This window comes from Psychromonas sp. SA13A (genome assembly GCF_011378715.1).
Classification (GTDB): Bacteria; Pseudomonadota; Gammaproteobacteria; order Enterobacterales; family Psychromonadaceae; genus Psychromonas.
This window is the reverse complement of sequence record NZ_WTKU01000007.1, coordinates 82,837-108,579: the sequence shown is the minus strand read 5'-3', so window position 1 is coordinate 108,579 and position 25,743 is coordinate 82,837. Positions and strand designations below refer to the sequence as shown.

The window sequence follows — 25,743 nt, the reverse complement described above, 5'->3', positions numbered from 1 at the left end:
GGCAATTCAATATATATTAATAACTTACAACTGATGATTTCACCCTTCCCGCACACAAAAGCCAATAACCCATAACCGACACACTCTATAAACAATCAGAAACTCGATATCGCTTATAATTCAACAATTACCTTTATTACAACAGACTCTATTTACAACGCTTATGTTATTTATTCTGTAGGAAATGACTAGATAGAATGACGACATCAAATTATTTGATGAAGCCACTTATTATACGAATCTAGGCTTGCACTTAATTAATTGTACTTAAGCTACTGTATTAATTATGTATTTAAGTGGCTGAATACTGAACCAGCTTAATGATAATGTAAAATGAAGGAAATGAAGGAAATGAAGGAAATGAAGGAAATGAAGGAAATGAATGAGTTGAATGATTAATGTTGAAAATTGAATTGATAGCTGAATTGATAGTTAAGTTGATAGTTAAGTGAATAGTTAAGTGAATAGTTAAATAAGTCCTTAAATTGAGAGGAAAATCCCAAACGAATAGCAATTTAAAACGGGTAATAAAGCTTTGCTAAGCAAGGCTTTATTACCGATTATATTGATCTGCGATGACAGCTAGAGAGAATATGCTCTCCAGCACAAGTAATTAACGCCTAGCTTTTAAACGCAATTGGGTCATTTGTTTAGCTAAGCGATTTACCGACTGTTTTTGAAAAATATCATCGATGTTAACTGATAATTTACGTCGCCAATTAGGATATTCATTGACCGTTCCAGGTATATTGACAGGCATATCCATTTCTAACAAATCTTCAAGTTGCACACTAAACAACGCAGATGAACCGGCAGCGAGGTGCAAATGTAGTGCTTCACTCAAGTAGCTGTCCATTGGAACAAAGGCAGCGTCTCTGCCCACACCCTCAGGTAGAAATCCATGCCAGGCAAGACTATTTAATATTTCTTGTTTAGACCGTAGTCGTTCATCATATAAAGCTTTTAATTGAACGGGATCAGGATACAAGCCGAGCTCTTTACCCATACGTAGGTCTTCACAATGCCAGAACCCTCTAACCGTTGGCATATCGTGCGTGCAAAGTGCTGACATTGATTGTTCTGTATAATGAGTAGGCGAGAAAAAACCGCCGTCTTCAGCGACTTCGAAAAAAAACAATTTATAAGAGTGGATACCTGCGCTTGCCAGTATATCGACAATTTCGTCTGGCACTGTACCTAAATCCTCACCAATGACAGCACATTGATGACGATGCGACTCAAGCGCTAAAATAGCTAATAAATCTTCAACGGGATAATAAATATATGCCCCATCTGCCGCAGTTTTATTTTTAGGCACCCACCATAAGCGTAATAAACCCAAAACATGATCAATTCTTAAGGCTCCACAATGTTTCATATTAGCCCTTAATAACGCAATGAAAGGAGCATAACCTGAATCCTTAAGTACTTGAGGATTCAGAGGTGGTAGCCCCCAATTTTGCCCTAATGGCCCAAACACATCCGGTGGCGCACCAATGCTTGCATCAAGCACTAATGATCCATTGTCCGCCCAACTCGCCGAACCTGAACTTGCTTCGCCCACTGCTAAATCACGGTATAAGCCGACCGACATTCCACATTCTTCTGCAAATTGTTGAGCTTCATTAATCTGTGTATCAGCAATCCATTGATAGTATAAATAAGACTCAACCAGTGATCTATTTTGTGTAATAAACTGATGTACTTCGATATTATTGAACTTACTATATTTATTTGGAAATACTGGGCAACCCCAAATAGAAGGATCCTGTTGATACAAGTGAGCATGTAGCGCATCAAATACCGCTTGATGCTGTAAGCTTTCTCCCCCCTGCGCGACAAAATCATTAAAAGCCTCCGCACGTTCTGTTTCTTTAGCAAGATGTCTAATTTCAAATTCTTTAAATAAAAGGGGCAATACACTTAATTTTAATGCCGCTACTTCGCTGTAGTTAACCCATTCATCTTTACGCACACTTTTGAGACGTTGCTGAAATTCGATACAACCCACTTTCTGCTGCGCCGCACTACTCAATACAAACTCGGGGATGGCTGTCACATCAATATACATAATGTTCAACCAATGACGAGAAGAAGGACTATATGGACTGGCTCCCTCTGGATTGGCAGGAAAAAGTGCATGAATCGGGTTTAGGCCAATAAAATCTCCACCACGGGAAGCGACTTCTGTTATTAGTTGTTTGAGATCGCCAAAATCTCCTATTCCCCAGTTATACGCAGTACGAACAGTATAAAGTTGAATGCTTGGTCCCCATAATTTTTCACCTTTATGTAAACTAGACTGCTTGTAACAAGATTCGGGCGTAATGATGATAGTCATTTTATACGGGTTTTTACGGCGTTTACGAGTAACCGTTAACTGGTGATACCCTAGCGGTAATTTAGGCAATTGAAAAATTAGTGCTCCACCATTTATGCGCTCATCTTTGATCACCTGTGACTGTAAATAACCTTCTAAAACATCGCCACTTTCGGTAATAACTTGCCAACTAAATTCGCTTTCTCGAACAGTTAAACCAAGGTTTAATTCAATTTCAATAGGTTGTTGTAGATCCTTAATCACTTTGACCGGGGCTAATATTTTACTTTTATGCCTTTTCTGTGCAGATTTCAACAACGTTTGATCATCAGTCGTATCGTAGCCTAACGCACTTAACAGTTGTTCGATGGTTTCATCTTTAACATAAGCCTCATTTCCCCAAGCACTAATATAGTGGTCTGAGATTTTAGCCATTTTGGCTACTTTTTTTAATACTGATTGTTCGTTCATTGCTCTCTCCGTGGGCATAATATCAAGACTCGTTAATAAAAATCATGACCAACCATTAGCTCGTTGCTGTTAATAAGGATATTGAAGGGTATTCTCTCTATCCAAATGTAAAAACACTCAGCAAAAACCGATTATAAAAAATAATTATAAAAACCGATTGTAAAAACTAATTGCAACACCATGGCCAATTTATTGACTAAAAGACTATCAACCCTACTCAAATCTTGACGCGTAATATCAATGCATGTCAGCTAATCAATATCACTGTTTAATGTGAGCCCATTACTTTTTGATCCTTTTTTATAAACGAATTAAGCATTTATAATGGCGATTATTGTGAAATGGGCATATAAATTAATAAAAATAAAAATGAAGCGTGACAACACACTTCACTCAATGCGACTAACGATGCACTGTGGATAACTTCCAAATATTATTAGCATAGTCACGAATAGAACGGTCAGAGCTAAACTTACCTACCAAGGCAGTATTCATAATCGCTTTACGCGCCCAGCCTTTTTTATCTCGGTATTGTTTATCCATCGCTTCATGCGCATGAATATAAGATGCAAAGTCCGCTAAACACAGATAAGGATCACCACCATCCAACAACGCATCATAAATAGTACGCAATCTTCCTGGCTCTTTAGGTGTAAATATATCTCCAAGTAACAAGTCCAATGACGCTTTTAATAACGGGTTAGTATGATAGTAATCGAAGGGGTTATAACCTCGGCTTAATACCGCTTCAACGCCATCAACGTCGAGCCCAAAAATATAAATATTATCGTCGCCTACTTCTTCGCGAATCTCTACATTTGCACCGTCCATTGTGCCGATAGTGAGTGCACCATTTAATGCCATTTTCATGTTACCGGTGCCTGATGCTTCTTTACCTGCCGTTGATATTTGCTCAGAAACATCTGCCGCCGGAATAATGATTTCTGCGATGCTGACACGATAATCAGGGATAAATACCACTTTCAACTTACCGTCGATGCGCTGATCATTATTAATAGTTTCAGCAATTTTATTTATTGCAAATATGATCTCTTTTGCAAGGTGGTAACCCGGTGCTGCTTTTGCAGCAAAGAATACAACGCGAGGTACCATGTCAAAGGTAGGCTCGTTTAATAAACGATAATAAAGCGACAAAATATGTAATAAGTTTAAATGCTGGCGCTTATATTCATGTAAACGTTTAATTTGCACATCGAAAATAGCATCACTATCTAGCTCAATATCCATATGTTGCTTAACCCAACTAGCTAAACGTTGTTTATTCAATTTTTTTACATTCATATAATCATTTTGGAATTGACTATCTTCAGCAAACTCAGCGATTTGGTTAAGTTGACTTAAGTCCGCAGGCCATTGATCACCTATTTTATCGGTGATTAAATTAGACAATGCAGGATTACAGAACTTCAACCAACGACGAGGGGTAATGCCATTAGTGATATTTTGTAAACGGTTAGGATACAACTCATCAAACTCAGGAAATAAATCACGTTTGACTAAGGCTGAATGTAAAGCGGCAACACCATTAACCGCATAAGAACCGACTACACATAGATTTGCCATACGAACATTACGATGAAAACCATCTTGAATAATGGATAATTTACGTTGTTTCTCAACATCACCCGGCCATTTTTCTCGTACTTCTTGCATAAATAAGTGATTGATATGGAATATAATTTCCATATGTCGAGGTAATAAGCTTTGAATCAATGATTCAGACCAAGTTTCTAGCGCTTCAGGCAGTAGCGTATGATTGGTATAGGCAAATGTTTTGCTACAGATAGCCCAAGCATCGTCCCAACTCATGTATCTTTCATCAATCAAAATACGCATTAATTCTGGAATAGCGATGGTTGGATGAGTATCGTTGAGCTGTATGGATTCATATTGAGCAAGATCTTGAAGTTTATGTCCAGATTGATCGTGACGACGTAAAATGTCTTTGATTGACGCGGCACTATGAAAGTATTGCTGCATTAAACGCAGTGTTTTACCTTTTTCGTGATTATCATTTGGATATAGAATTTTGGTGATATTACCAGCATCGATGAGTGCATGTTGTGCTTCAAAATAATGTCCATTATTAAAACTTTCTAATGAGAATGGTGCAATCGCCTGACATTCCCATAAACGTAACGGATAAACAGTGTTGCTTTGGTAACCAACAATCGGGAGATCCCATGGCATGCCTTTTACGAACATACCGGGTACCCAGCGGCGCTTTTCTTTGCCATTTTCAACGACAGGCTGTACATGCCCGTAAAATCCTATTTCCTGTGCATATTCTGGACGTGCAACTTCCCATGGGTAACCCTCTACTCCTCGCCATGCATCTGGTGCTTCTTTTTGATGGCAGTGCTCAAAGGATTGTTTGAAAAGCCCATACTCGTAATGTAGCCCATAGCCAATGGCAGGAAATTCTTGGGCAGCACATGAATCCATAAAACAAGCTGCTAAACGACCAAGACCACCATTTCCTAATGAAGGGTCACGCTCTTCTTCAAGTAAATCCGATAGGCTATGCCCCATTTCTTGCATCGCATCGTTAATTTGATCGTAAATACCCATGCTAATTAGGTTATTACCTGTCAGTCGGCCAATCAAAAACTCTAAAGATAAGTAATTAACACTTTTTGCATTTTTTATTTTAGGATCTTGCTCAGTCGCTAATAAATCAAACGTGGTTAGCCCTGCTAATGCACGTCCTAAGGCAAGATACCAGTCACGCGTTGTCGCAGTCTCTTCGGTTTTTGCATAAGTTGTATTTAAGTGATTTAACAGATCAGCTTTAAATAACTTTTTATCAAATTCTCTTTGTTGAACAGGTTTCATGGCAAAGCCCCTTTATTAAGTTTTATTTAACTGAGGCATATTCTGGATTCATATTAAATGCAAAACATCCTCCCAATTTAGGGTTAAATAAGGAGGAGTATTAAGGGCGTAGAAAGCTAAGTTAATGCTTAGGCCGATCAATGCAGAAGTGATTACCTTTTATAATAAAAGGAATGGATAGCACTAGCGTGATAATGAGTGCCAAGTCGCTTTATTAAGTAACGATAACCAAGTAGCTATCGAGATATTGATAGCTAATAAATTAATCTCAATACTGTTCAAAATACAAACAGTCACTTTAAAAATGAAAATAAGCTTTATTATTCATATCATTAGGTGTAAATACTGACGTACGTCATCATTTTTTAAAATGCCTTTAGATATACTTTATATTAGATAATTTATGATTGATGTTTTGGAAGCAGTACTATGGCCGAGCATTAGGCATTCAATACAGTACGTGATTGGAGTCACATCGCTATTACACCAAACACTAAAAAATGTGTGTAATGTCATGCAATGTAAAGCCTCACAGTAGTCAATTCTAGTCACTATAGCGTACCCTCGCTCCTTATAATAAAAATAACTAATAACACGAGAAAGCAAATGTGGCTCCCATCAAAACTAACAAGACCAGGCAGATTGCATAACGCAATCCTTAGACCTCGAGTGCTAGAGTTATTACAACAAGCGCCATTTTATAAGCTGGTTCTATTTCGCTCGCCAGCTGGTTATGGAAAAACCACCATGACCGCACAATGGTTAACGGATAAGCCCTACGTTGGTTGGTACAGTATTGATGAAAATGACAATGATATTTTTCATTTTATCAACTATTTTATTCAAGCGATCAACAAGGCAACCAACGAATCCTGCCCCAATGCGCAAACATTAGTTGAGAAACGTCAATTTTCATCGCTACAATCATTATTTGGAGAGGTATTTAGTGAACTATCCAACTATCACCAAGAATGTTATGTAGTGTTGGATGACTATCATTTGATTAAAGAAAATGAAATTCATGAAGGGATACGTTTTTTCCTTAAACATATGCCAGATAATATAACACTGATTGTAACCAGTCGTTCTGCCCCCCCTATTGGCACTGCTAACCTTAGAGTGCGAGACTTAATGATCGAAATAGACAATGATCTACTCGCTTTTGATGCAGATGAAACCGCCCGTTTTTTCAATCAACGTTTTTCCGAGGGCGTAGATGATACTACAGTAGATAACCTTCGTACTTATGTCGAAGGCTGGCCTTCAGCATTACAACTAATTGCGTTACAAGCACAACATAATAAAAAAACATTAGCACAATCGGCTGAATCAGTTTCAAATTTTAGCCATGGTCATCTTTGGGAATACCTTGTCGAGGAAGTTTTTGACTTTCTAGATAATGATACTCGTCACTTTTTAATGCAATGTTCTGTATTGAGTACATTTAACGATACGCTTATTAGCCAGTTAACAGAAAGAGACGATGCATTGAGTATGCTTGAGTACCTAAATCGCTATGGCTTATTTATTTATCCCTTAGAAGGTGAACAAAATTGGTTTAGGTTTCATAATTTATTTGCAGAATTTCTTACCCATGAACGTCAAGCACGGATCCCACAGGAAGAAAATTCACTTCATCATAAAGCGGCAAAAGCGTGGTTAAAATTAGATATCCCCCATCAAGCTATGTTCCATGCACAGAAAGTTAATGATGGTGAACTACTGACAAAAATTATTTCGGCTCATGGTTGGAGAATGTTTAATCACGGGGAATTAACTAATTTAGAAAGTGCAATTAACAGTTTGTCCTCTGATAAGTTATACGAAAATATCAAACTCCCGTTGATAAGAGCTTGGCTTGCACAAAGCCAACATAGGTATAGCGCAGTAGAGAATATGCTAGCGGAAGCTAAGCAAGAGATAGACAAGCGAAATATTACGTTAACAACAAACGATCAAGGTCAAGTTAATGCACTTCTTGCACAAGTTGCTATTAATAGAAGTGAGCCTGAAAAAGCCTTTGAACTTGCTGAACTCGCATTAACCCAGTTAGATTCTAATGCTTATCGAAATCGAATTATCACAACGTCTATAGTAGGTGAAGTAAATCATGTACTGGGACAGTTAGATAGAGCCCTGCCTTTAATGCAACAAACGGAGAAGTTAGCGAGACAACATAAGCTCTTTCACCAAGCATTATGGGCAATACTGCAGCAGGGTGAAATACTCCTGGCACAAGGTTTTGTGCAAGCAGCATTTGAGTTACAAGACAGCGCTTTTAAACTTATTGCAGAACAAAAATTACAGCAATTACCGCTACATGAATTTTTATTGCGTAACAGAGCGCAAATATTATGGTGCTGGAATCGCTTAGATGAAGCTGAAGAATGTGCTTATAAAGGTATCAACGTACTTGGAAACATAGAACCTAGTAAACACCTGCACTGTTATTCAATGCTTGCAATGATAGCAATAAGTCGCGGAGAGCTAGATAAAGCTATGCGCTTTATTGAAAAAATACAACACCTTGTACAACAGTCAACTTATCATGATGATTGGTCGGCACATGCGTCACAATCATTGCTTTTATACTGGCAAGCTCGTAATGACTTAGACGCAATAAAAAACTGGTTAGATACCGCGATTCGCCCGAAGCAAGCAAATAACCACTTTTTGCAACTGCAAGTTCGTAACATTGCCAGAGCTGAAATAGCCCTTGAACAATATGAGCAAGCAACAATAACAATAAATTTTTTACAGTTAGAAGCCAAAGCCTCACATTTAATTACGGATAATAATCGTAATCTGATTATTGAAGCGATTATAGCGACAAAAATCGGTAATGAAGTATTGGCATTAGAAACACTAAAACAAGCACTAAGCTTAACTAACCAAACAGGTATGGTCAGCAACTTCTTGGTCGATGGTGTGCATATTGAACATTTACTGCAAAAACTTAGTAGCTCCGCTAGCTTAAACGAGCTTGAAAAACACCGTACATTACAATTGTTAAAAGATATTTCTATCAAGCAAAAGAGCCGATCTACCCATTTTGATGAAAATTTTGTAGATCAATTAGTGAATCATCCTGATATACCAGAGCTCGTACGAACGAGTCCGCTAACACAAAGAGAGTGGCAAGTTTTAGGTTTGATTTATTCTGGATTAAGTAATGAGCAAGTCGCACTTGAACTAGATGTGGCAGGTACAACGATAAAAACACATATTCGTAACTTGTACCAAAAGCTCAATATTGCAAACCGTAAAGAAGCGATAAAAACTGCAGAGAATTTGCTAAGACTTATTGGTTATTAATACCAATCTCACTAAAGGTGAACAATATTATTGGTACTGAAAAAGCCAGTGACCCGTTAACGTTTCAAGCAAACATTAACGGGTCACTGGCTTTTTATTGGCTAAAAGTGAAATAAATTAAGCTACCTATTATTCAATATCTCTTTCTTAATTAATATTTATTACTTAACATTCATTACTTAATAGATTGCTTAATATCTATTGCTCAATATCTAACGTTACCCACTGCAGTGTTAATTCTGCCACCGCAGTGTAGAAGCCGCTTGGGTCATGCAGTTTCACTTGCTCAGTAAAGTCACCTAACCAACTTAATACATAAACATTAATAAAGTTTATTTGATTAACGTGGCTTGCATGTAAGCTAAGATGTGCAAGATAGGCGAGTATTACCGCAATATGATCAGCAGGCTCAGGAAAATCACTACTGATTTGTATATTACTTTTTTCTAAATAGGTCATCATTAACTGGTGTAATTCGCCAAATACTAATGCTCTATCAGATTTTTTAATATTTTCGCCAGTATCTACTTTACTCAAATCATCTTTTATATACTGCCCTGCATAGGGGGAAGCACAGGTTTTGCTATCAATTAAAAATAATCCACAAAAATCAGCGGCTAACTCAAGTCGAGCTTGCTCTGTATTAAGCGCCATTAACTTATTAACAATGGTGTTAATACTTGCTGCTAATGTCGGCTCAAGGGCAACAGAGCTTAAAAACTCTCGTCCCTGTACAGAGGCCAATTGATTTATCAAACTTCCATCTAACTCTTTTGCAAAAAGTGATGAAAGAAACTCATAGATAACCGCCCTAGCCTGATTTTCAATGGCAATTTCGGTGACTTCTTGTTTTGTTAATTGGCTCATACTGCAATCTCTGTCGGTCCATTAAATGACGTCACTGGTGGTAAGTGCCCTACAAATTTCTCATAGTCCACCGAACAAGTATAGGCAGAACAAGCTTGTGCTAGCTTAGAAGAACCTATGTCTTGAGTTAACGTATTTGGATCGCCATAACTACATATTGCACCAATTTCAGCACCTGCGGCAGTACTACCATCATCACCAACGGGACCGTACCATGCACCTTCATGGATACGAATAACCCCTTTCGGGAAATTATCACTGATAACTGCACCAGCAAGTAGTTGCCCACGATCATTAAATACTCTGACTACGTCACCATCTTTAATACCGCGATGTTTAGCGTCTTCAGGATTCAGATAAACAGGCTCTCTGTCTTGAACAGAATAGGTTTCTCGATAGGATTTTGATTCACACATTTGTGAATGCAAACGTTTATCAGGGTGACAAGATTGCATCCAAATTGGGTGTTTATCTGAACCTGGGCCACCATGGCTTCGCTCACTTTTTTCCATCCACGTAGGATGACCTTTACAATCATCATATTGATAACGTTCAATTTTTCTGCTGTGAATTTCAATCATACCAGAGGGTGTTCCAAGCGGATTTATTTCCGGATCAGCTCTAAAATCTGCGTGTCGAGTCCATAATTCCCCCTCACCAAAGTGGACATAACCATCTTGCCAAAATTGATCAAACTCTGGCATCTCGAATTGACCGCTATTCGCATCTTTACAATCGTTATAAAGCTTCTTCAACCAGTCAAATTCGGTCATGCCACGTGTATATTCTTGCTCTTTACCTAATAATTTTGCAAAGCGCGTAAATATTTCGTAATCAGATAAGCTGTTGTACAAAGGATCGACCATTTTCTGCATAGCAAGCACACCACGCTTAGCGTAACTACCATAGATATCAATATCATTACGTTCATAGGTGGTACAGGCTGGTAATACAATATCTGAAAAACGACAAGTCGCAGTCCAATTAATATCGATCGACACAACACACTCCAACTTATGGAATGCTTTTTTCATTTGATTACGATTTTGATGATGACTCCAAGGATTGTTCCCAGAAAAAACCATCATTTTAATATCAGGGTAAGTAACCTTACTACCATTTGCATCGATCACTTTACCCGGAGATAAAATGGCATCAATCCAACGTGCGACTGGTATCGTACTACTTGCACCTTTAAAATCCGTACTATCAAAAATTGGTTTTTGACCTTCATCTAAGTTACGTGGAAAACCACCAGGTGCAGAAGCTTTTGTTGCTGGCACACCAATACTTGAGTAATGATGACCGTAACTAATACCACCGCCAGGTAAACCAATTTGTCCGATCATAGTGGCTAACACGGCAGCCATCCAATAAGGTTGTTCACCGTGTTGTTGACGCTGAATACACCAGCCCATTAATATTTGAGTGCGACCCGCAACCATCGTTTTAGCTAGTTGTTTAATAACGTCAGCAGGTACTGCTGTTATTTTTTCAGCCCATTGTACTGTTTTAGGAATTCCATCCTCTTCCCCTGTAAGGTAAGGAACAAAACGATCAAATCCTAAACTGTAACCTTCAATAAATGCTTTATCATGTAAATCATTAGTATAAATCTCGTAGGCAATAGCCAACATTAACGCGACGTCGGTTTGTGGATTAACGTAGATTTTTTCACAACCTAAATAATTCTGTGTTTTTGACGCCACTGGATCAATACTGATCACACGTATCTTGCCTTGTTTAATTTTTTCTTTTAATTGAGCTAAGTACTCGAAACTTTCATGAGTTTCTGCATTCCATCCAACTTGTAAATTTTTATAGGGATCATTTGCCCAAAGAATAATGGTGTTTGCATTATCTAAAATAAGCGGCCAAGAAGTCCCCTGAGCATACACTTCAGTCGAACCTAACACATAAGGTAAAATTGTTTGACCTGCGCCTGTTGAGTAATCACCAATTTTTTTAACAAAATTACCATGCATCCCAACAGCTCGCTGCATATGACTGATACTAGAATGTAATTGTCCCGTTGCTCGCCAACCTGTTTGCCCTGCATGTAAACCCGATGGACCGTAATTGGTTTGTATATTATCCAATGAGTTTTTAAATAATGTTAATGCTTGATCCCATGTCACACGAACAAAACGGTAATCCCCACGTTGAGTGGTATCGCTTTTATGACCTTTTAATAAAAAGTCTAAGCGAACCATTGGGTAACGAACTCGTGATGGGTTATAAACCATCCCTTTAATACCATTGATCATATCCGTTGGATATTTATCTAAATCAAAAGGTTTGACTTGGTCGATGACACCATTTTTTCGCTTAATTTTGAAAGCGCCAAAATGAGAACCTGTCGTTAACCAATCATCACGCTTTGCTGCACCTGTTTTTGCTAAAGCACTTAAAGGTGTTAATACTGAAGTGGCAGTAGCAATAGTGTAAGAGGCGGCTAATATACCCTTTAAAAAGCTTCTTCTTTTCATGATATTTAACTCCGATTAATGTTCTTTTTTAACAAAAGTAGATGAATGTGTTTGTAAATATTTTTGTACTAAAGCTTGGGTATCGTCATCCATATTGACAAACGCTATCATGCCTTGGAACATGCCTGGCCATGTATTCGCATCAAAATGTGCTTCATCTGGTTGCGTATGACATACACTACAACTTTTTCTAAACGTAGTACGCGCATAATCCCAAAGGGGTTGTTGCTCCGTAAGCAAGTATTCTTTCTCTGTCCATAAAGTTGTTTCGACACGTTGCCATTTTAGACCGGTTAACTCATCTTCTTTTTCTTCAAAGGGAGTGATCACACCTTCCGTTTTAGCCGCTTCTATTGATAACTGAGCCGTCAACATATTAATACCAAAATCAAAGTATATAACGCGGCTTGCACCAATTTTTTTACGCCAACCTGCAATCGTCACTTTCACTCGATTACCATTGGTTTCTAATACTTTAACTTTGGTCGCGACATTTAATGTACCTGCTTCAACATCGCCCGTTGGACTAAAGAAAAGTGGTTTTGTTAACGCACTAAAATAGTACTCATCATTACTAAACTGACTTTCTCCGCTTCCTACTTCAGCAATCAATTGCGGTGCTCTTGCATCGCCCATATCAGGCAATTTATGCGCAATACCTTTATGGCAATCAACACAACTTTGATCTTTTTCCGCCGCTCTTTTCATCTGTTTTTGGGCTAAAGTAGACATTTCATCCCACTTCATTGAGTCATACTCGTGACAATTCTTACAGGCTAGAGAGTCATCTCGGTCGAAACGGGCCCACTCACGAGAAGCCATTTCTAAACGTTTATCTTCAAATTTTTCACTAGTGTTGACGGTATTAAAAATCCAACCCCAAACATCACTTGATGCTTCCATTTTACGCGCTATTTTACGGCTCCAATCATGTGGCACATGACAATCAGGGCAAGTAGCACGGACACCCGCATGATTAGACCAATGAACTGTTTGTTGTAATTCTTGGTAAGGTTTACTTTCCATACTATGACAACTGATACAGAACTCTTCGGTATTAGTTGCTTCTAACGCGGTGTTAAATCCTCCCCAAAAAAGTATTCCCATCACAAAAGCGGTAAGACTGATTGAACCCAATGTTAGGTATTTGGCAGGTTTATTCAGTGTCTTCCAAATGTTGATTAACCATTTCATTTTCTATTCCTTATATGTTATTTCTTATCGCAAATTAATGAGGAACTACGCCGCCAAATATTTGAATTAACCAAATAATCAGACCATAGCCCCCGATAGCGAAAATACTTAATATTGGAAATAAAAAAACAATGATAAAACCGAGTGCTTTTAGTTCCTCGTGTTTGCCTTTTTTACTATCTGATTTTTCTATCTGTTTCGTTGTCATAGTGAAACACCTTTCATTAATTAAAAAATTATCTCTATTGCACTAGTGTAAAGAGAAGATGTGAATGACATTGGCGGTAAAAAAGACAACTTATTTAAGAATGTGAAAAAATATGAACAGAAATGAAATGAGTCGAGTGGTGAAGAGTAGAGTAAGTTGTATTTTATTAGGATAATAAGCATTCAATCCTTATATCAAAAAACATTTACACTCAATCAAGAGTGAAAAGCAAATCACTTAAAGTTAATATTTTCTAGATGCTTTTAGATAACTTTAGATAGTTTTAAATAACATTAGCTAACATTATTGATATTAATCAGCATCATTTTTACTGCATGCATTATCATAACCATCATTAATGAACGGCCCATGATGTGTCCTACAGCAACCAATGTGCTGTTCATTAATACTTGTTAAGGCATATGTTAGCTAAACATATGATTAATATTCAGCTCAATAAAAAATTTAGATGGAGTATGGCTTGTATAATAAGCACATTTTAGTCGTTGAAGATGAAGCAATAACACGCGCAAAATTAGTTGGGTATTTTCAACACTCCGGCTACCAAGTTAGTGAAGCTGAAAATAAAACTCAAATGAATGAAATACTCGAAAAACACCACATTGATCTCGTTATGTTGGATATTAATCTACCAGGTGAAGATGGCTTAATGATAACTCGCTGTTTACGTAGTCAATCTACTATCGGGATCATATTAGTGACCGGTCGCTGTGATTCAATTGATAAGATTATTGGTTTAGAAATGGGTGCAGATGATTATGTGACAAAACCATTTGAATTAAGAGAACTGTTGGCTAGAGTCAAAAATGTTTTGTGGAGAATATCCTTAACGAAACAACAAGAAACATTACCAGAAAGCAGTGTTGAGTCTGATGATGAACTGTTTCGGTTCGGGGAATGTAGTTTTGATATTGGTAAGCGTAAGTTACTTAAAAATAATATTCCAATAAAATTAACCAAAGCTGAATACGATATGTTAGTGGCTTTTGTTGCCAACCCAAGCCGAGTAATGACGCGTGAACGGCTACTTAACCTTATTGATCACCGCGTTGAGACACCAAATGATAGGACCATTGATGTGCTCGTTCGTAGGCTTCGAAATAAAATTGAAAACAACGCTAAAGACCCGCAAATTTTCATTACTGTGCATGGCGAAGGTTATTTTTTTGTTTCATAAGTACAGTTTATAATGATGGTCAAAAAGCCCCGAAAGTTAGAGTGATTAATGACTATAACGCTATTCAATACCCACTTCATAAACAGGTTTAAAATGACTTGGCGATAAAGACAAATCAGCATCAAACTCGTTAATATTATGTTGATCAATATAAATAATATTTGGTGCTTGCTGCGCGTTAAAATGACCTGTTTGTAAAAAATCAGCCACTTGATTAATCGCCATTTGGCCTTGTAAAACCATTTGATCTGAGTTTGCCATTAATATTTTTTTACGCTTAATACCTCTGTAAACGCCATGGCTGAAATAATGACTTAGAATTTTAGGTCGTTTATTTTCAGGCAACTGAGCAACTTCACTGACCGCGATTTCAGCCATTACTGCACTGCCAGCTAAATAGTCAATATTGGGATAATTAATTAATGTGTTTTTTAATAAAGTAAATTGAATTATTTTGTCGTTAAGTCCTGCTTGAATAGTGGCAATTTTGACATTGCTATTTGTTAATGCATCTTCTAATCCAGCCGTTAAGTTTGGACTACCACCAGCATTATTAGGCCCAGGAAACCAGGCTAGCTGTCCTATTTTTTGTGGATTGTGCTGTTGATGATATTCAGCCAAATATTGACCTAATTGATACCCCATTTGATACCAAGCTACGCCAGTAGAACCTGTAATTTTTTTAGTGGCAATTTCATTCACCAGTGAAAATACAGGTATCTGCTTATTTACCTGTTCAATACGTTCATTTAAGCGATCAAAATTAACAGAGCCAATCAGAATAGCATCAGCTTTCCAAGTAATACATTGTTCAATTTGTTTTAATTGCACCTCTATATTTCCATAACCACCCGCTTCAAGTACTTTTAATCGAATTCCTCTTTGTTTTGCTTGCTCGGTCATGCCAAAATTAATACTTAACCAATAAGAGTCTTTGAGATGCGGATAGATAGTACAAACTTTAAATTGACTCTGCGTGTTATCATCTTCATTCGCTATCTGTTGCTCAGCATGAATAAAAGGTGAAAAATAAAATAAAACAGTAAACATTGTTGTTAGCAGAACGGGTAGTATTTTCAAAATCAACTCAATCTTAATTAATTAGTCATCGTATAAGGACGCAAGCGTGCACTTTAGACACAGCATAGGTAACAAACTGCTATTTGCTTTTAGTTTTGTAGCGGGCTTATTACTTTTTATCAGTGTAGTGGCTTGGAATGGCCTTACCCTTATTGCAAATACGGGTAATACCATAACACAACAAACCTTGCCCATACTATCTAGTGCTCGTGAGTTAGCCAATATTAGTTTACAGATCACCCATACTGCGACTTTATTAAAAAACACCGTCGATGAAGAGCAACGTCAACTTTATAGTCAACAACTTGAGCAACTTAATTTATCCATTGAAAACGAATTTATCGAACTTGAATCACTTCAGATCAATAATAAAAAGTTGATACAGTTACAAGCTCTTAAAAATGAAATTAGTGACAATATAGTTCTGCTCGATAAATTTGCACAAGACAAGATTGACAATACCCAACACTTGAACCAAAACTTCAATACAGTAAAAGCCTCCGTTCATGATATTGCCACTTTATCTCGTTCACAAGTAGCGAACGCAAGTACCTTTGCGATAGTCCATCTGTCAGGACTTTATGATTTGATAGAACAAAAAAACAAACTGTCACAAGCACAACAAGAAATCGATTTAATCATTGAAGAAGATCTAGATTTACTCGATAAAATGTCCGCCTTAGAGCGCCACTCTTTAGAACTCGAACAAATAGCCAATCTAATAAAAACCACATCGGAATATCAACCATTAAATAAGCTTATTAAACAAAAAAATATACATTTATCATTTATCATGGCTCTCGTAGAAAAGATATCAGACCCCTACCGACTTAATTTAGCGCAAGCAGCGTTAAGTAAAATGACACAGTTTGATAACTTTATCCTGCAACAACAACGTTTCATTCACCTCAATAATGAACAGAATAAACTCCACTATCATATTTCTAATCAGCTCAAACATTTGAATCAAGAGATATTAAACTTAGTCCAACAACAAGGTGAGTTAGCTAAACAAACCAGTTCCCAGCATAAACATTTAGTATATTGGTCAAAGAATATTTTTTTAATAAGCGCGTTGTTATCTCTCATTGTAATTATATTGGTGATGTGGAGAGTTGTTTATCAAGGCATTATCTTTAAATTAAGAAAGCACACTGATGCCATTGAAAAGTTGGCTGCTGGTAATCTTGAAATAACCGTTGAACCCTCGAAGGATCAAGAGTTTAAGCATATGGCTTATGCCTTGGATGTGTTCCGTGAACAAGCCATTAAAAAACAAGCTCTTGAATTTAAACAACAACAAATAGAGAAAGAGCTACGCTTACATAAAGATAACCTTGAACAACTTATCCGCGTTCGAACCAATGAACTACTCCTCACCAATAATAAATTAAATGAAGAATCTAAAGCACACGCAGTCGCTAAACAGCAAGCCGAGCAAGCAAATCGAGCAAAGTCTGTTTTTTTAGCCAGTATGAGCCATGAAATACGTACCCCAATGAGCGGTATGATTGGCACTCTGGAATTATTAGCAGACACAACTCTTACAGCACAACAACAAAAATATGTTCAAACCATACTTTATTCTGGTGAAAGTTTACTGGAAATTCTTAATGATATTCTTGATTATTCTAAAATAGAAGCGGGCCATATTGAGCTCTCTCTTCGTGCCATAGATTTAGTAAAACTGGGACAAGATGTGATTGAGTTAATGCAAGCAAGAGCCATGAAAAAATCATTATCATTGGATTTTGATATTAATTTTGATAGCAACATCCAGTACTATGCAGACCTAGGTAAATTACGACAAATACTCATAAATTTAATGAGTAACGCCATTAAATATACGCAGCAAGGTAGTATCCTTTTAGCAATATCATCAAAGGGTAATGAAAGCGCTGAATCATCAGAAATTACATTCTCAGTAACAGACACAGGATGTGGTATCGCCAAAAATAAACAAGCCGCTGTATTTCAAGCGTTTACTCAAATAGAAAATATGCAAACAGCAACCGGCACTGGCTTAGGTTTAGCTATATGCCAACGTTTAGTCGCAGCGATGCAGGGAGAGTTATCAATAATAAGCGAAGAGCGTAAAGGCAGTTGTTTCTCTTTCAAAATAGAGTTAGATAAAGGGCCAATGATGAACAGCCTATTACAGAGTCTCAACTCGACTTCATTACATCTCCCATCGCAAAAATATAACGTGTTAATAGTAGAAGATAATGCAATTAACCTTGATGTAGCCTGTGCTTTAATGAGTAAACTTGGCCATCAGGTATCTAGCGCAACAACTGGATCAGAAGCATTAAAGCAAATGCATAGTGGAGATTATCATTTAGCATTATTAGACATCAATTTACCTGATATTGATGGCGTAACACTTTCAAAACGACTAAAAAGCATCGCACAAGAAAAAGACATTCCCTTTAAAACCATTGCGGTTTCCGCCCATGTATTTACTGAAGATATTGCCACCTACATTGAATCAGGTTTTGATGGGTTTATTGCGAAACCTATGCAAATGAAAAAACTTAAGCCCACACTACATAAAGTCATGGAAAATAGTGAGCACGATAAAACTTTATCTTTAACTAATATCGGCAATGAAAATAATAATACTTCTTTAAACAGTAATGATGATAAACCACTCTTTAATAGCAATACATTACAAGAAGATATTCACTACCTAGGCCGTGAAAAAATAATTCAATTGGCTGAGCTATTTTACCAACAGGTTAACAGTGAATATAACGATTTTCATCAGTTACCTGCCGAACACCAGCAACAAAAGTTACATAAATTAAAAGGTGCTGCGATTTCATTGGGACTCATTAAATTACATCATATATGTGAGACATTAGAATCTTATTGTCAGAATAAACCACTACAAGCAGAGCAATTACAGCTATTAGATGAATTGATGGAAAGATCCTGTGTAGAGTTGGAGCGATTTATTAAAGAATGCTTGACGTATAAGTGAAATATTTATATCCGTTGTTAATTTATGATTCAAAAAAAGCAAACTATTACTTGAATTCAAGCATAAAAATTCAGTAAGTAAATATAAAAACTCATAAAAGGATAATTTGAGACTTAATAGGCTTCTAATAATATTTGCAGCTACATAAACATAAATTATTAGCTAAATGACAAACTAAACTTCGAAGCTGAGCACCAAAATAAGTTTAATGATATTTATTTCACATCAAAGTAGCAATTGCACTTTCCTTTTATTGTTTACTCTCCATTGAAAAACTCAATAGATTATGATGAGGAGCAACAATTAATATCCGTTAAACAATAATTTCAATTTAAAAATTAAATAATGAAAGTTACACCCCCATCAGAATAAACAATAAACCTTTGTTTTATAAGCAAATTAATGTATTCCCTGTTATAAAAACACTGATTCAACATAATATTTTATCTTAGTTAAACTACAAACTATCAAACCTAACATTAATAAATATCTAAAAAAAATTTAAAAGTAAAATGTAAAATCAAATATTTTATGTGATTAACCCTATGGTTTTCGTGATAATTTAATGAACTAAAAATAAATAGAGCGTAAGTTCATTGTCATCGAAACGTTTATATAAACGTTTCAATATAATAAAAAAACAATATTTTTTATATGGCCCACTAGGAGATAAATATGAAAATTAAAGTGCTAGGTGCAATATTAATCGCGCTAGGTTTACCATTTAGTGTACAAGCAGCTGAAAAGCCGCATGTGTGTGTTGTTATGAAATCACTTGCCAATGAATTTTGGAGAACGGTTGAAATAGGAGTGAGAGATTATGCAAAAGAGAACCAAGATAAATTCACATTTGAAGCCGTGGGTTTAAAAAATGAAAGTGATATCGATACTCAAATTAATGCCATTGAAGGTTATATCACCAAACAATGTGATGTAATTGCTGTCGCGCCTGCTAATTCAGTCGCCTTAATCCCTTCCATTAAACGAGCTATGAATGCAGGTATTGTCGTCGTCAATTTTGATGTTCGACTTGATAAAAAAGCAGCTCAACAAATGGGATTACCAGAGGATTTCCTTTTCGTAGGCCCTGATAATAAATTAGGCGCGTTTGAAGCAGGCGATTATCTAGCAAAAAACTTACCTAAAAATGCCAATGTAGTCATTATTGAGGGTAACCCAGGCGCCGAAAATGCAATTGAACGTAAAGAAGGATATATAAAAGCGGTTAATGATAATAACCTAAATTTACTTGCCTCGCGTACTGCACATTGGGAAACAGAAGAAGCTAACACTTTAATGACCAACCTTTTAACTCGCTACCCTAATATTCAAGGGGTTATGTCTGCAAATGACTCTATGGTGTTAGGTGTAGTAAAAGCAATCGAAGCTGCAGGAAAAACTGGAGAAATTAAAGTTGTAGGTTTTGATTTCATTGCCCCTGTTAAACAATTAATGAAAGATGGCAAAGTATTAGCCAGTGAGGATTTCTTTGGAAAAGACTTAGCTGTTAACGCAGTAAAAGCAGGTATGAAAATTTATAGTGGTGAAAATTTAACGGGTTGGGTGAAAACTCCCGTTAGATTAGTGACAAGCAAAGATGTTCAAAATGAAATGCCTGAATAGTCATTTTAGTAGTTAACCTCAATGATGGACAATGGATACATAATTTAAAGTAAGCCTGTTTTAATATTTAATCACTTTAATATTCCAGAGTTGAGGTTGTTTCCATCAAAAAATTGGAGATCCTTCATTATGCCAATACTATTACGTACCGAAAACCTGTGTAAATCATTTTCTGGTGTTGTTGTTTTGAAGGATATAAATATTTCCTTTGAACAAGGTAAATGCCACGTATTAGTAGGAGAAAATGGCGCGGGAAAGAGTACGCTTATAAAAATGCTATGTGGTGCCTATACACCCACCAGTGGTTCAATGTATTTTGAAGATCTCCCCTACCAACCTAAGACATCTCGCGAGAGTATTGAAAAAGGTATAAGAGTTGTATACCAAGAGTTTAATTTATTACCTCAAATGAGTGTTGCTGAAAATATATTTTTTGATGATCTACCTAGAAAAAAATGCGGTTTTGTCGATTTTAAAAAATTATATTCTCAGACGCAGAAAATATTAGAAAAACTGGGATTGGATATTTCAGCTGAAACCATTGTATCTCAGTTGGGTATAGCGCATATGCAGTTGGTTGAAATTGCAAAATCAATCTCTAGAAAAGCAACCATGCTCATTTTGGACGAACCTACAGCCACGCTAACTCCAAAAGAAATAGAGCGCCTTTTTCAAATAATCATCCAATTAAAAGATCAAGGCGTTACTATTATTTATATCTCTCACCGTTTAAATGAACTGAAAGAGATTGGCGATAATATCAGTATTTTACGTAATGGAGCTGTTATAAAAAACTGCCCTATCTCAGAGGTAGATAATAATGAAATTGTACATTGTATGGTTGGTCGAGAAATGGAAAACGAATATCCATTTTTCGATGACGTAAAACCCTCTGATGTAATGATGGAAGTTAAACATCTTTCAACACCGATAGTCAAAGATGTCAGCTTTAAACTCAGACGAGGAGAAATTTTAGGGATTGCAGGTTTAGTAGGTTCAGGTCGAACTGAATTATTACGCGCAATCTTTGGTGCTGATAGATTGTCATCAGGTGAAATTGCCATCAATAATCAAAATGTCCATATCAAGAATCCAAAACAAGCGGTTAAAGCAGGCATTAGCTTTATTACCGAAAACCGTAAAGACCAAGGGTTAATTCTTGATTTTGAAATTAGCAAAAATATTACTCTATCCACATTAAACCAACATCAAAAATATGGCTTTATAAACAAAAAAGATGAGCTTTCAAGTAGTGAATCCTACAGGAAAGAATTGTCAATTAAGTCTAGTTCTAGCGAACAGTTTGTTCGTTTCCTATCAGGTGGAAATCAACAAAAAGTTATTCTCGGAAAATGGTTAGCCACAAAAGCCGATATTATTTTACTAGATGAGCCGACTAGAGGTATCGACGTAGGTGCTAAATATGAAATCTATTTATTATTGTGGGAGTTAGCGCGACAAGGAAAAGCGATTATTGTTGTTTCATCCGACGTCAATGAAGTTATTGGGATCAGCCACCGAATAATGGTAATGAGCAATGGTTCGGTAAGTGGACAAGTAGCAAGAGCAGATTTCGATCCACAAAATATTCTTTCATTAGCATATAAAAATTATTTATAGAGAGAGGTTACTTAATGAATACAAAATCAATAACAAGATCGCTATTGAAAGAAGCAGGTATTGGTCTGGCTCTTGTTCTGTTAGTTGTTCTATTCGCATTGAGCCACGATAAGTTTCTAACTGTCAGTAATATTTCTAATATTTTACAACAAATTAGTATCAATACGATCATCGCAGCAGGCATGACATTTGTCATTTTACTTGGAGGTATCGACTTAAGTGTAGGTAGTGTATTAGCACTAAGTGCGGTTGTTGGTGCTAAAATAATGACTGAATTCGGGCTTCCTAGTGACATGGCTATATTATTCGCAGTACTAGGGAGTGTCATCTGCGGTACTTTATGTGGTGCAATTTCAGGAGCAATTTGCGAGAAGTGGAGGATTCACTCATTTATAGTGACCCTAGGCATGTTGAATATTGCGAGAGGAACCGCGCTAGAAGTCGCTGATGCACGCACGATATTTGGATTCCCGATGAGCTTTAATGCTTTTGGTGCGCAGACTATTTTTCATATTCCTGTTATTTTTATTGTTGCTGTTGTTATTGTGATAATTGGTATTGTAGTGTTAAAAAAAACGGTATACGGCCGTATGATTTATGCTATTGGCAATAATGAAGAAAGCGTACGTCTATCTGGCCACAATCCTAAATTCTATAAAATTATTGCATTTGCTATCTGCGGCGGTGCTACAGGCCTGGCAGCAGTTATGTATATGTTGCGATTGAATATAGCAAACCCAATTTTAGGTGTTGGATTTGAACTTAATGCGATTGCAGCGGTAGTGATTGGGGGGACATCATTATTTGGTGGTAAAGGTTCGATGTTAGGTACCTTTTTAGGCGCTTGTATCATGGGAGTACTGGGAAATGGTCTGTTATTAATTGGTTTAGGTGACTTTACACGACAAATAATTACCGGTGTTGTGATTATTCTTGCAGTTATTTTAGATACATATAGAAGTCGTCTGGAAGCCAAATTAACAGAATAATATATAAAGCAGCTTACTAGGATGCAAAGTGACTCAGCGAGTCACTTTTACCTGTAATTCTTTAAGTAAAAAAATAGTACAGTAGTACGCTAAACATATTCTATACATAAGGTTAAAAGCAAAAATATACAAAGGGTTACGTAATAAATAAAAATTTATTACGTTGAGTTGGTATAATAGATCGCATATTCGTTTTATGAGTTTATATTTTTTATCAATCAACTTGATTAGCTGTATCTTACTTACAATGGTTTATATAAATTTTGAAATAATAATAGAAAATAAATCAAGATACCCCAACATTATTATCGTTAGTTTAAGAATACTTATTTGTTACCCTCCCCCTGACCTCATCACAAAAAATTGGTGAGTTTTTAAATTTAAGAAGGCTTCTTATGACCACTATGAAGGATGTAGCAAAATTAGCTGGTGTATCTACATCTACAGTCAGCCATGTTATTAATAAAACACACTTTGTCAGTGAGCCCGTTATTATGAGAGTTCAATCAGCTATTGAAGATCTTCGATATACGCCATCAGCACTTGCTCGCGGGCTTAAAATCAATAAGACAAAAACACTAGGGATGTTAATAACAACCTCTACGAATCCTTTTTTTGCTGAAGTAATTAAAGGTGTGGAACGTCGTTGTTATGAACAGAATTATAACCTTATTTTATGCCACACTGAGGGTTCTCTAGAGAGAATGCAGCATAACGTAGACATGTTAATGCAAAAGCGTGTTGATGGTTTACTGCTTATGTGTGCAGAAGTAGATGGTCGTCATATTGATCTGCTTCAACATCATAAACCAGTTCCTTCGATAGTTATGGACTGGGGGCCAGCTGATCCTTCACTAGATCAAATCCAAGATCACTCTTTTCTCGGAGGAAGCATGGCGACTAAATACCTAATAGACTGTGGGCATACAAAAATAGGTTGTATTACAGGTCCATTAGAAAAAAATACAGCTCACTTAAGGTTGCAAGGGTTTAAGCAAGCAATGATAGAAGCTCATATTGCTGTCAACAAAGAATGGATCATAGAAGATGAATTTGAAGCTGAAGGTGGTTTTCAAGCATTTAATAAGTTATTTGAAAAAGGCCCACTGCCCTCCGCACTTTTTATTGGTAATGACATGATGGCAATGGGGGTTATTAATGCAGCCCATAAACAAGGAATAAGCATACCAGAAGACCTCTCTATCATTGGCTATGATGGCATTAAAATGGCTAAATTTTTCACCCCTTCTCTGACAACCATTCATCAACCTAAATTTAGGTTAGGTGCAAAAGCTGTCGATACGTTACTAGAAAAAATTAATAAACAACGCGCTGAGTCTATCGTCATCAAACTTGAACCAAGTTTAATAATAAGAGATAGCGTTAAAAATCTAAATAAATCGATTTGATGACGGCCATTATTCGGCCCCTAACTAGCCACATAACAATAGATATTGATCAATAACAGGTTAATTTAAATTATTCACTTCACTTATCTACCATTCGGCTCTTTTACTGGCATTGCTTTTACTATCTTTGTAAGATGCTTTTTTAAAACTTGGAAATTGAAATGAAAAACCGTGCTAATCAAATGTATTTATTACATATATTGAAAATGAGTGGCAGCTTTACTAAAGCGGCTGAACGATTGGATGTATCAATTTCCTATGTTAGTAAACAATTAACTCAATTAGAGTCAGAACTCAATGTGCAACTTGTGCAAAGAACCACGCGCAATTTAACCTTAACCGATGCTGGTATTGAGTTTGCTGAACATTGTGCTCAACTCTATGCCAATATTCAAAATGCAGAAGCCGCAATGATGGATGCAACGGAACAAATGTCAGGCACCATCCGTTTGGCACTATCACGAAGTTTTGGCGCACTGCACGTCATTCCAGTATTAGATAAAATGCAAAAACAGTATCCAGAGATCAATTTTGACATCACTTTCTCAGATCAAAAGATCGACATGCTAAATGAAGGTATTCATTTATGGATAACAACCCATGCAGATATTAATGAGGGTTATATAGCCCAAAGAGTCGCTGATGGTAATTTTGTGCTTGCCGCTTCACCGGGATACCTAGAAAGAAACCCGAAACCTATTCACCCAGATGATTTATTGCATCATAACTGCGTTACTTATCATAGTAATACCCGTGACTATAGTTATTGGCCATTTAGTAAAGGTGAGCAATTGTGCTGTAACCATGTGACGGGCAACTATCGTGTCAACCTTTCTGAAGCGGTAAGAGACGCAGTTATCGGAGACCACGGCATTGGCTATATTGCGACCTATTTATTATCTAATGAATTTGAAACAGGCAAACTTATCCAACTCCTGCCAGATTGGAAAGCTAATTTAGATATGCCGGTTTATGCCGTCTACCCACGAAAAAAGCACCTTCCAAAAAGACTCAATGCAGTGATCACGTTTTTGAAGGAGCATATTGGTACGCCACCCTATTGGGATCTTGCATTAGCTCCTTGGGTTAAGAACATCTAACCGTACTAAATATACCTATCT

At 36.7% G+C, this 25,743-nt stretch carries 15 protein-coding genes; 8 read left to right on the top strand and 7 right to left on the bottom strand.

Annotation, left to right across the window (positions count from 1 at the left end; translation table 11 throughout):
* Nucleotides 1–613 precede the first annotated feature (613 nt).
* Entirely contained in the window at nucleotides 614–2,791 is a 2,178-nt protein-coding gene (malQ, locus tag GQR44_RS08735) for a 4-alpha-glucanotransferase (RefSeq protein WP_166371340.1), read from the bottom strand.
* 402 nt (nucleotides 2,792–3,193) lie between these two features.
* Entirely contained in the window at nucleotides 3,194–5,647 is a 2,454-nt protein-coding gene (locus tag GQR44_RS08730; protein ID WP_166371338.1) for a glycogen/starch/alpha-glucan phosphorylase, read from the bottom strand.
* Nucleotides 5,648–6,253: 606 nt separating this feature from the next.
* Here GQR44_RS08730 and malT point away from each other — a divergent pair.
* Nucleotides 6,254–8,962, top strand: a complete 2,709-nt coding sequence (gene malT / locus GQR44_RS08725) for an HTH-type transcriptional regulator MalT (RefSeq protein WP_166371336.1) — start codon at nucleotides 6,254–6,256, stop codon at nucleotides 8,960–8,962.
* A gap of 198 nt (nucleotides 8,963–9,160) precedes the next feature.
* Here the strand turns inward: malT and torD are convergent, their stop codons facing one another.
* Genes torD through torE form a run of 4 tightly spaced genes read right to left on the bottom strand, consistent with a single transcriptional unit; the run spans nucleotide 9,161 to nucleotide 13,720 of the window.
* Nucleotides 9,161–9,829, bottom strand: coding sequence for a molecular chaperone TorD (torD, locus tag GQR44_RS08720; RefSeq protein ID WP_166371334.1), 669 nt, complete (start codon nucleotides 9,827–9,829; stop codon nucleotides 9,161–9,163).
* Nucleotides 9,826–12,318: a trimethylamine-N-oxide reductase TorA gene (gene torA, locus GQR44_RS08715; RefSeq protein ID WP_166371332.1), complete on the bottom strand. Its 2,493-nt coding sequence runs from the start codon at nucleotides 12,316–12,318 to the stop codon at nucleotides 9,826–9,828. Before torA ends, torD begins: the two co-directional genes overlap by 4 nt.
* Nucleotides 12,319–12,333: 15 nt before the next feature.
* The gene (gene torC / locus GQR44_RS08710; RefSeq protein WP_028870297.1) at nucleotides 12,334–13,512 is read right to left on the bottom strand and encodes a pentaheme c-type cytochrome TorC; all 1,179 of its coding nucleotides are present in this window, start codon (nucleotides 13,510–13,512) and stop codon (nucleotides 12,334–12,336) included.
* 34 nt (nucleotides 13,513–13,546) lie between these two features.
* Entirely contained in the window at nucleotides 13,547–13,720 is a 174-nt protein-coding gene (gene torE, locus GQR44_RS08705) for a trimethylamine N-oxide reductase system protein TorE (protein WP_166371330.1), read from the bottom strand.
* A gap of 481 nt (nucleotides 13,721–14,201) precedes the next feature.
* Here torE and torR point away from each other — a divergent pair, with 481 nt between their 5' ends.
* The gene (gene torR, locus GQR44_RS08700) at nucleotides 14,202–14,918 is read left to right on the top strand and encodes a two-component system response regulator TorR (RefSeq protein WP_240923602.1); all 717 of its coding nucleotides are present in this window, start codon (nucleotides 14,202–14,204) and stop codon (nucleotides 14,916–14,918) included.
* Nucleotides 14,919–14,978: 60 nt separating this feature from the next.
* Here torR and torT read toward each other — a convergent pair whose 3' ends face one another.
* A complete protein-coding gene (gene torT / locus GQR44_RS08695; RefSeq protein ID WP_240923601.1) occupies nucleotides 14,979–15,998 on the bottom strand; it encodes a TMAO reductase system periplasmic protein TorT in 1,020 nt (339 codons plus the stop codon).
* A gap of 46 nt (nucleotides 15,999–16,044) precedes the next feature.
* Between torT and torS the strand changes: the two genes are divergently transcribed.
* From torS to GQR44_RS08665, 6 genes are all read left to right on the top strand, one after another.
* Nucleotides 16,045–18,981: a TMAO reductase system sensor histidine kinase/response regulator TorS gene (gene torS / locus GQR44_RS08690; RefSeq protein WP_166371326.1), complete on the top strand. Its 2,937-nt coding sequence runs from the start codon at nucleotides 16,045–16,047 to the stop codon at nucleotides 18,979–18,981.
* A 675-nt stretch (nucleotides 18,982–19,656) separates the two neighbouring features.
* Complete coding sequence (locus GQR44_RS08685) at nucleotides 19,657–20,604, top strand: substrate-binding domain-containing protein (RefSeq protein ID WP_166371324.1); 948 nt, start codon at nucleotides 19,657–19,659, stop codon at nucleotides 20,602–20,604.
* Nucleotides 20,605–20,733: 129 nt separating this feature from the next.
* The gene (locus tag GQR44_RS08680) at nucleotides 20,734–22,224 is read left to right on the top strand and encodes a sugar ABC transporter ATP-binding protein (protein WP_166371322.1); all 1,491 of its coding nucleotides are present in this window, start codon (nucleotides 20,734–20,736) and stop codon (nucleotides 22,222–22,224) included.
* A gap of 14 nt (nucleotides 22,225–22,238) precedes the next feature.
* Entirely contained in the window at nucleotides 22,239–23,213 is a 975-nt protein-coding gene (locus GQR44_RS08675) for an ABC transporter permease (protein WP_166371320.1), read from the top strand.
* 395 nt (nucleotides 23,214–23,608) lie between these two features.
* The gene (locus tag GQR44_RS08670) at nucleotides 23,609–24,622 is read left to right on the top strand and encodes a substrate-binding domain-containing protein (protein WP_166371318.1); all 1,014 of its coding nucleotides are present in this window, start codon (nucleotides 23,609–23,611) and stop codon (nucleotides 24,620–24,622) included.
* Nucleotides 24,623–24,783: 161 nt separating this feature from the next.
* Nucleotides 24,784–25,722, top strand: coding sequence for a LysR family transcriptional regulator (locus GQR44_RS08665; protein WP_166371316.1), 939 nt, complete (start codon nucleotides 24,784–24,786; stop codon nucleotides 25,720–25,722).
* Nucleotides 25,723–25,743: the final 21 nt, after the last annotated feature.

Coding starts and splice junctions, on each gene's coding strand:
- torC (WP_028870297.1), bottom strand. CDS start 13,512: ATGAAATGGTTAATCAACATTTGGAAGACACTGAATAAACCTGCCAAA.
- GQR44_RS08665 (WP_166371316.1), top strand. CDS start 24,784: ATGAAAAACCGTGCTAATCAAATGTATTTATTACATATATTGAAAATG.
- malQ (WP_166371340.1), bottom strand. CDS start 2,791: ATGAACGAACAATCAGTATTAAAAAAAGTAGCCAAAATGGCTAAAATC.
- GQR44_RS08730 (WP_166371338.1), bottom strand. CDS start 5,647: ATGAAACCTGTTCAACAAAGAGAATTTGATAAAAAGTTATTTAAAGCT.
- GQR44_RS08670 (WP_166371318.1), top strand. CDS start 23,609: ATGACCACTATGAAGGATGTAGCAAAATTAGCTGGTGTATCTACATCT.
- torA (WP_166371332.1), bottom strand. CDS start 12,318: ATGAAAAGAAGAAGCTTTTTAAAGGGTATATTAGCCGCCTCTTACACT.
- torE (WP_166371330.1), bottom strand. CDS start 13,720: ATGACAACGAAACAGATAGAAAAATCAGATAGTAAAAAAGGCAAACAC.
- malT (WP_166371336.1), top strand. CDS start 6,254: ATGTGGCTCCCATCAAAACTAACAAGACCAGGCAGATTGCATAACGCA.
- GQR44_RS08680 (WP_166371322.1), top strand. CDS start 20,734: ATGCCAATACTATTACGTACCGAAAACCTGTGTAAATCATTTTCTGGT.
- GQR44_RS08685 (WP_166371324.1), top strand. CDS start 19,657: ATGAAAATTAAAGTGCTAGGTGCAATATTAATCGCGCTAGGTTTACCA.
- GQR44_RS08675 (WP_166371320.1), top strand. CDS start 22,239: ATGAATACAAAATCAATAACAAGATCGCTATTGAAAGAAGCAGGTATT.
- torD (WP_166371334.1), bottom strand. CDS start 9,829: ATGAGCCAATTAACAAAACAAGAAGTCACCGAAATTGCCATTGAAAAT.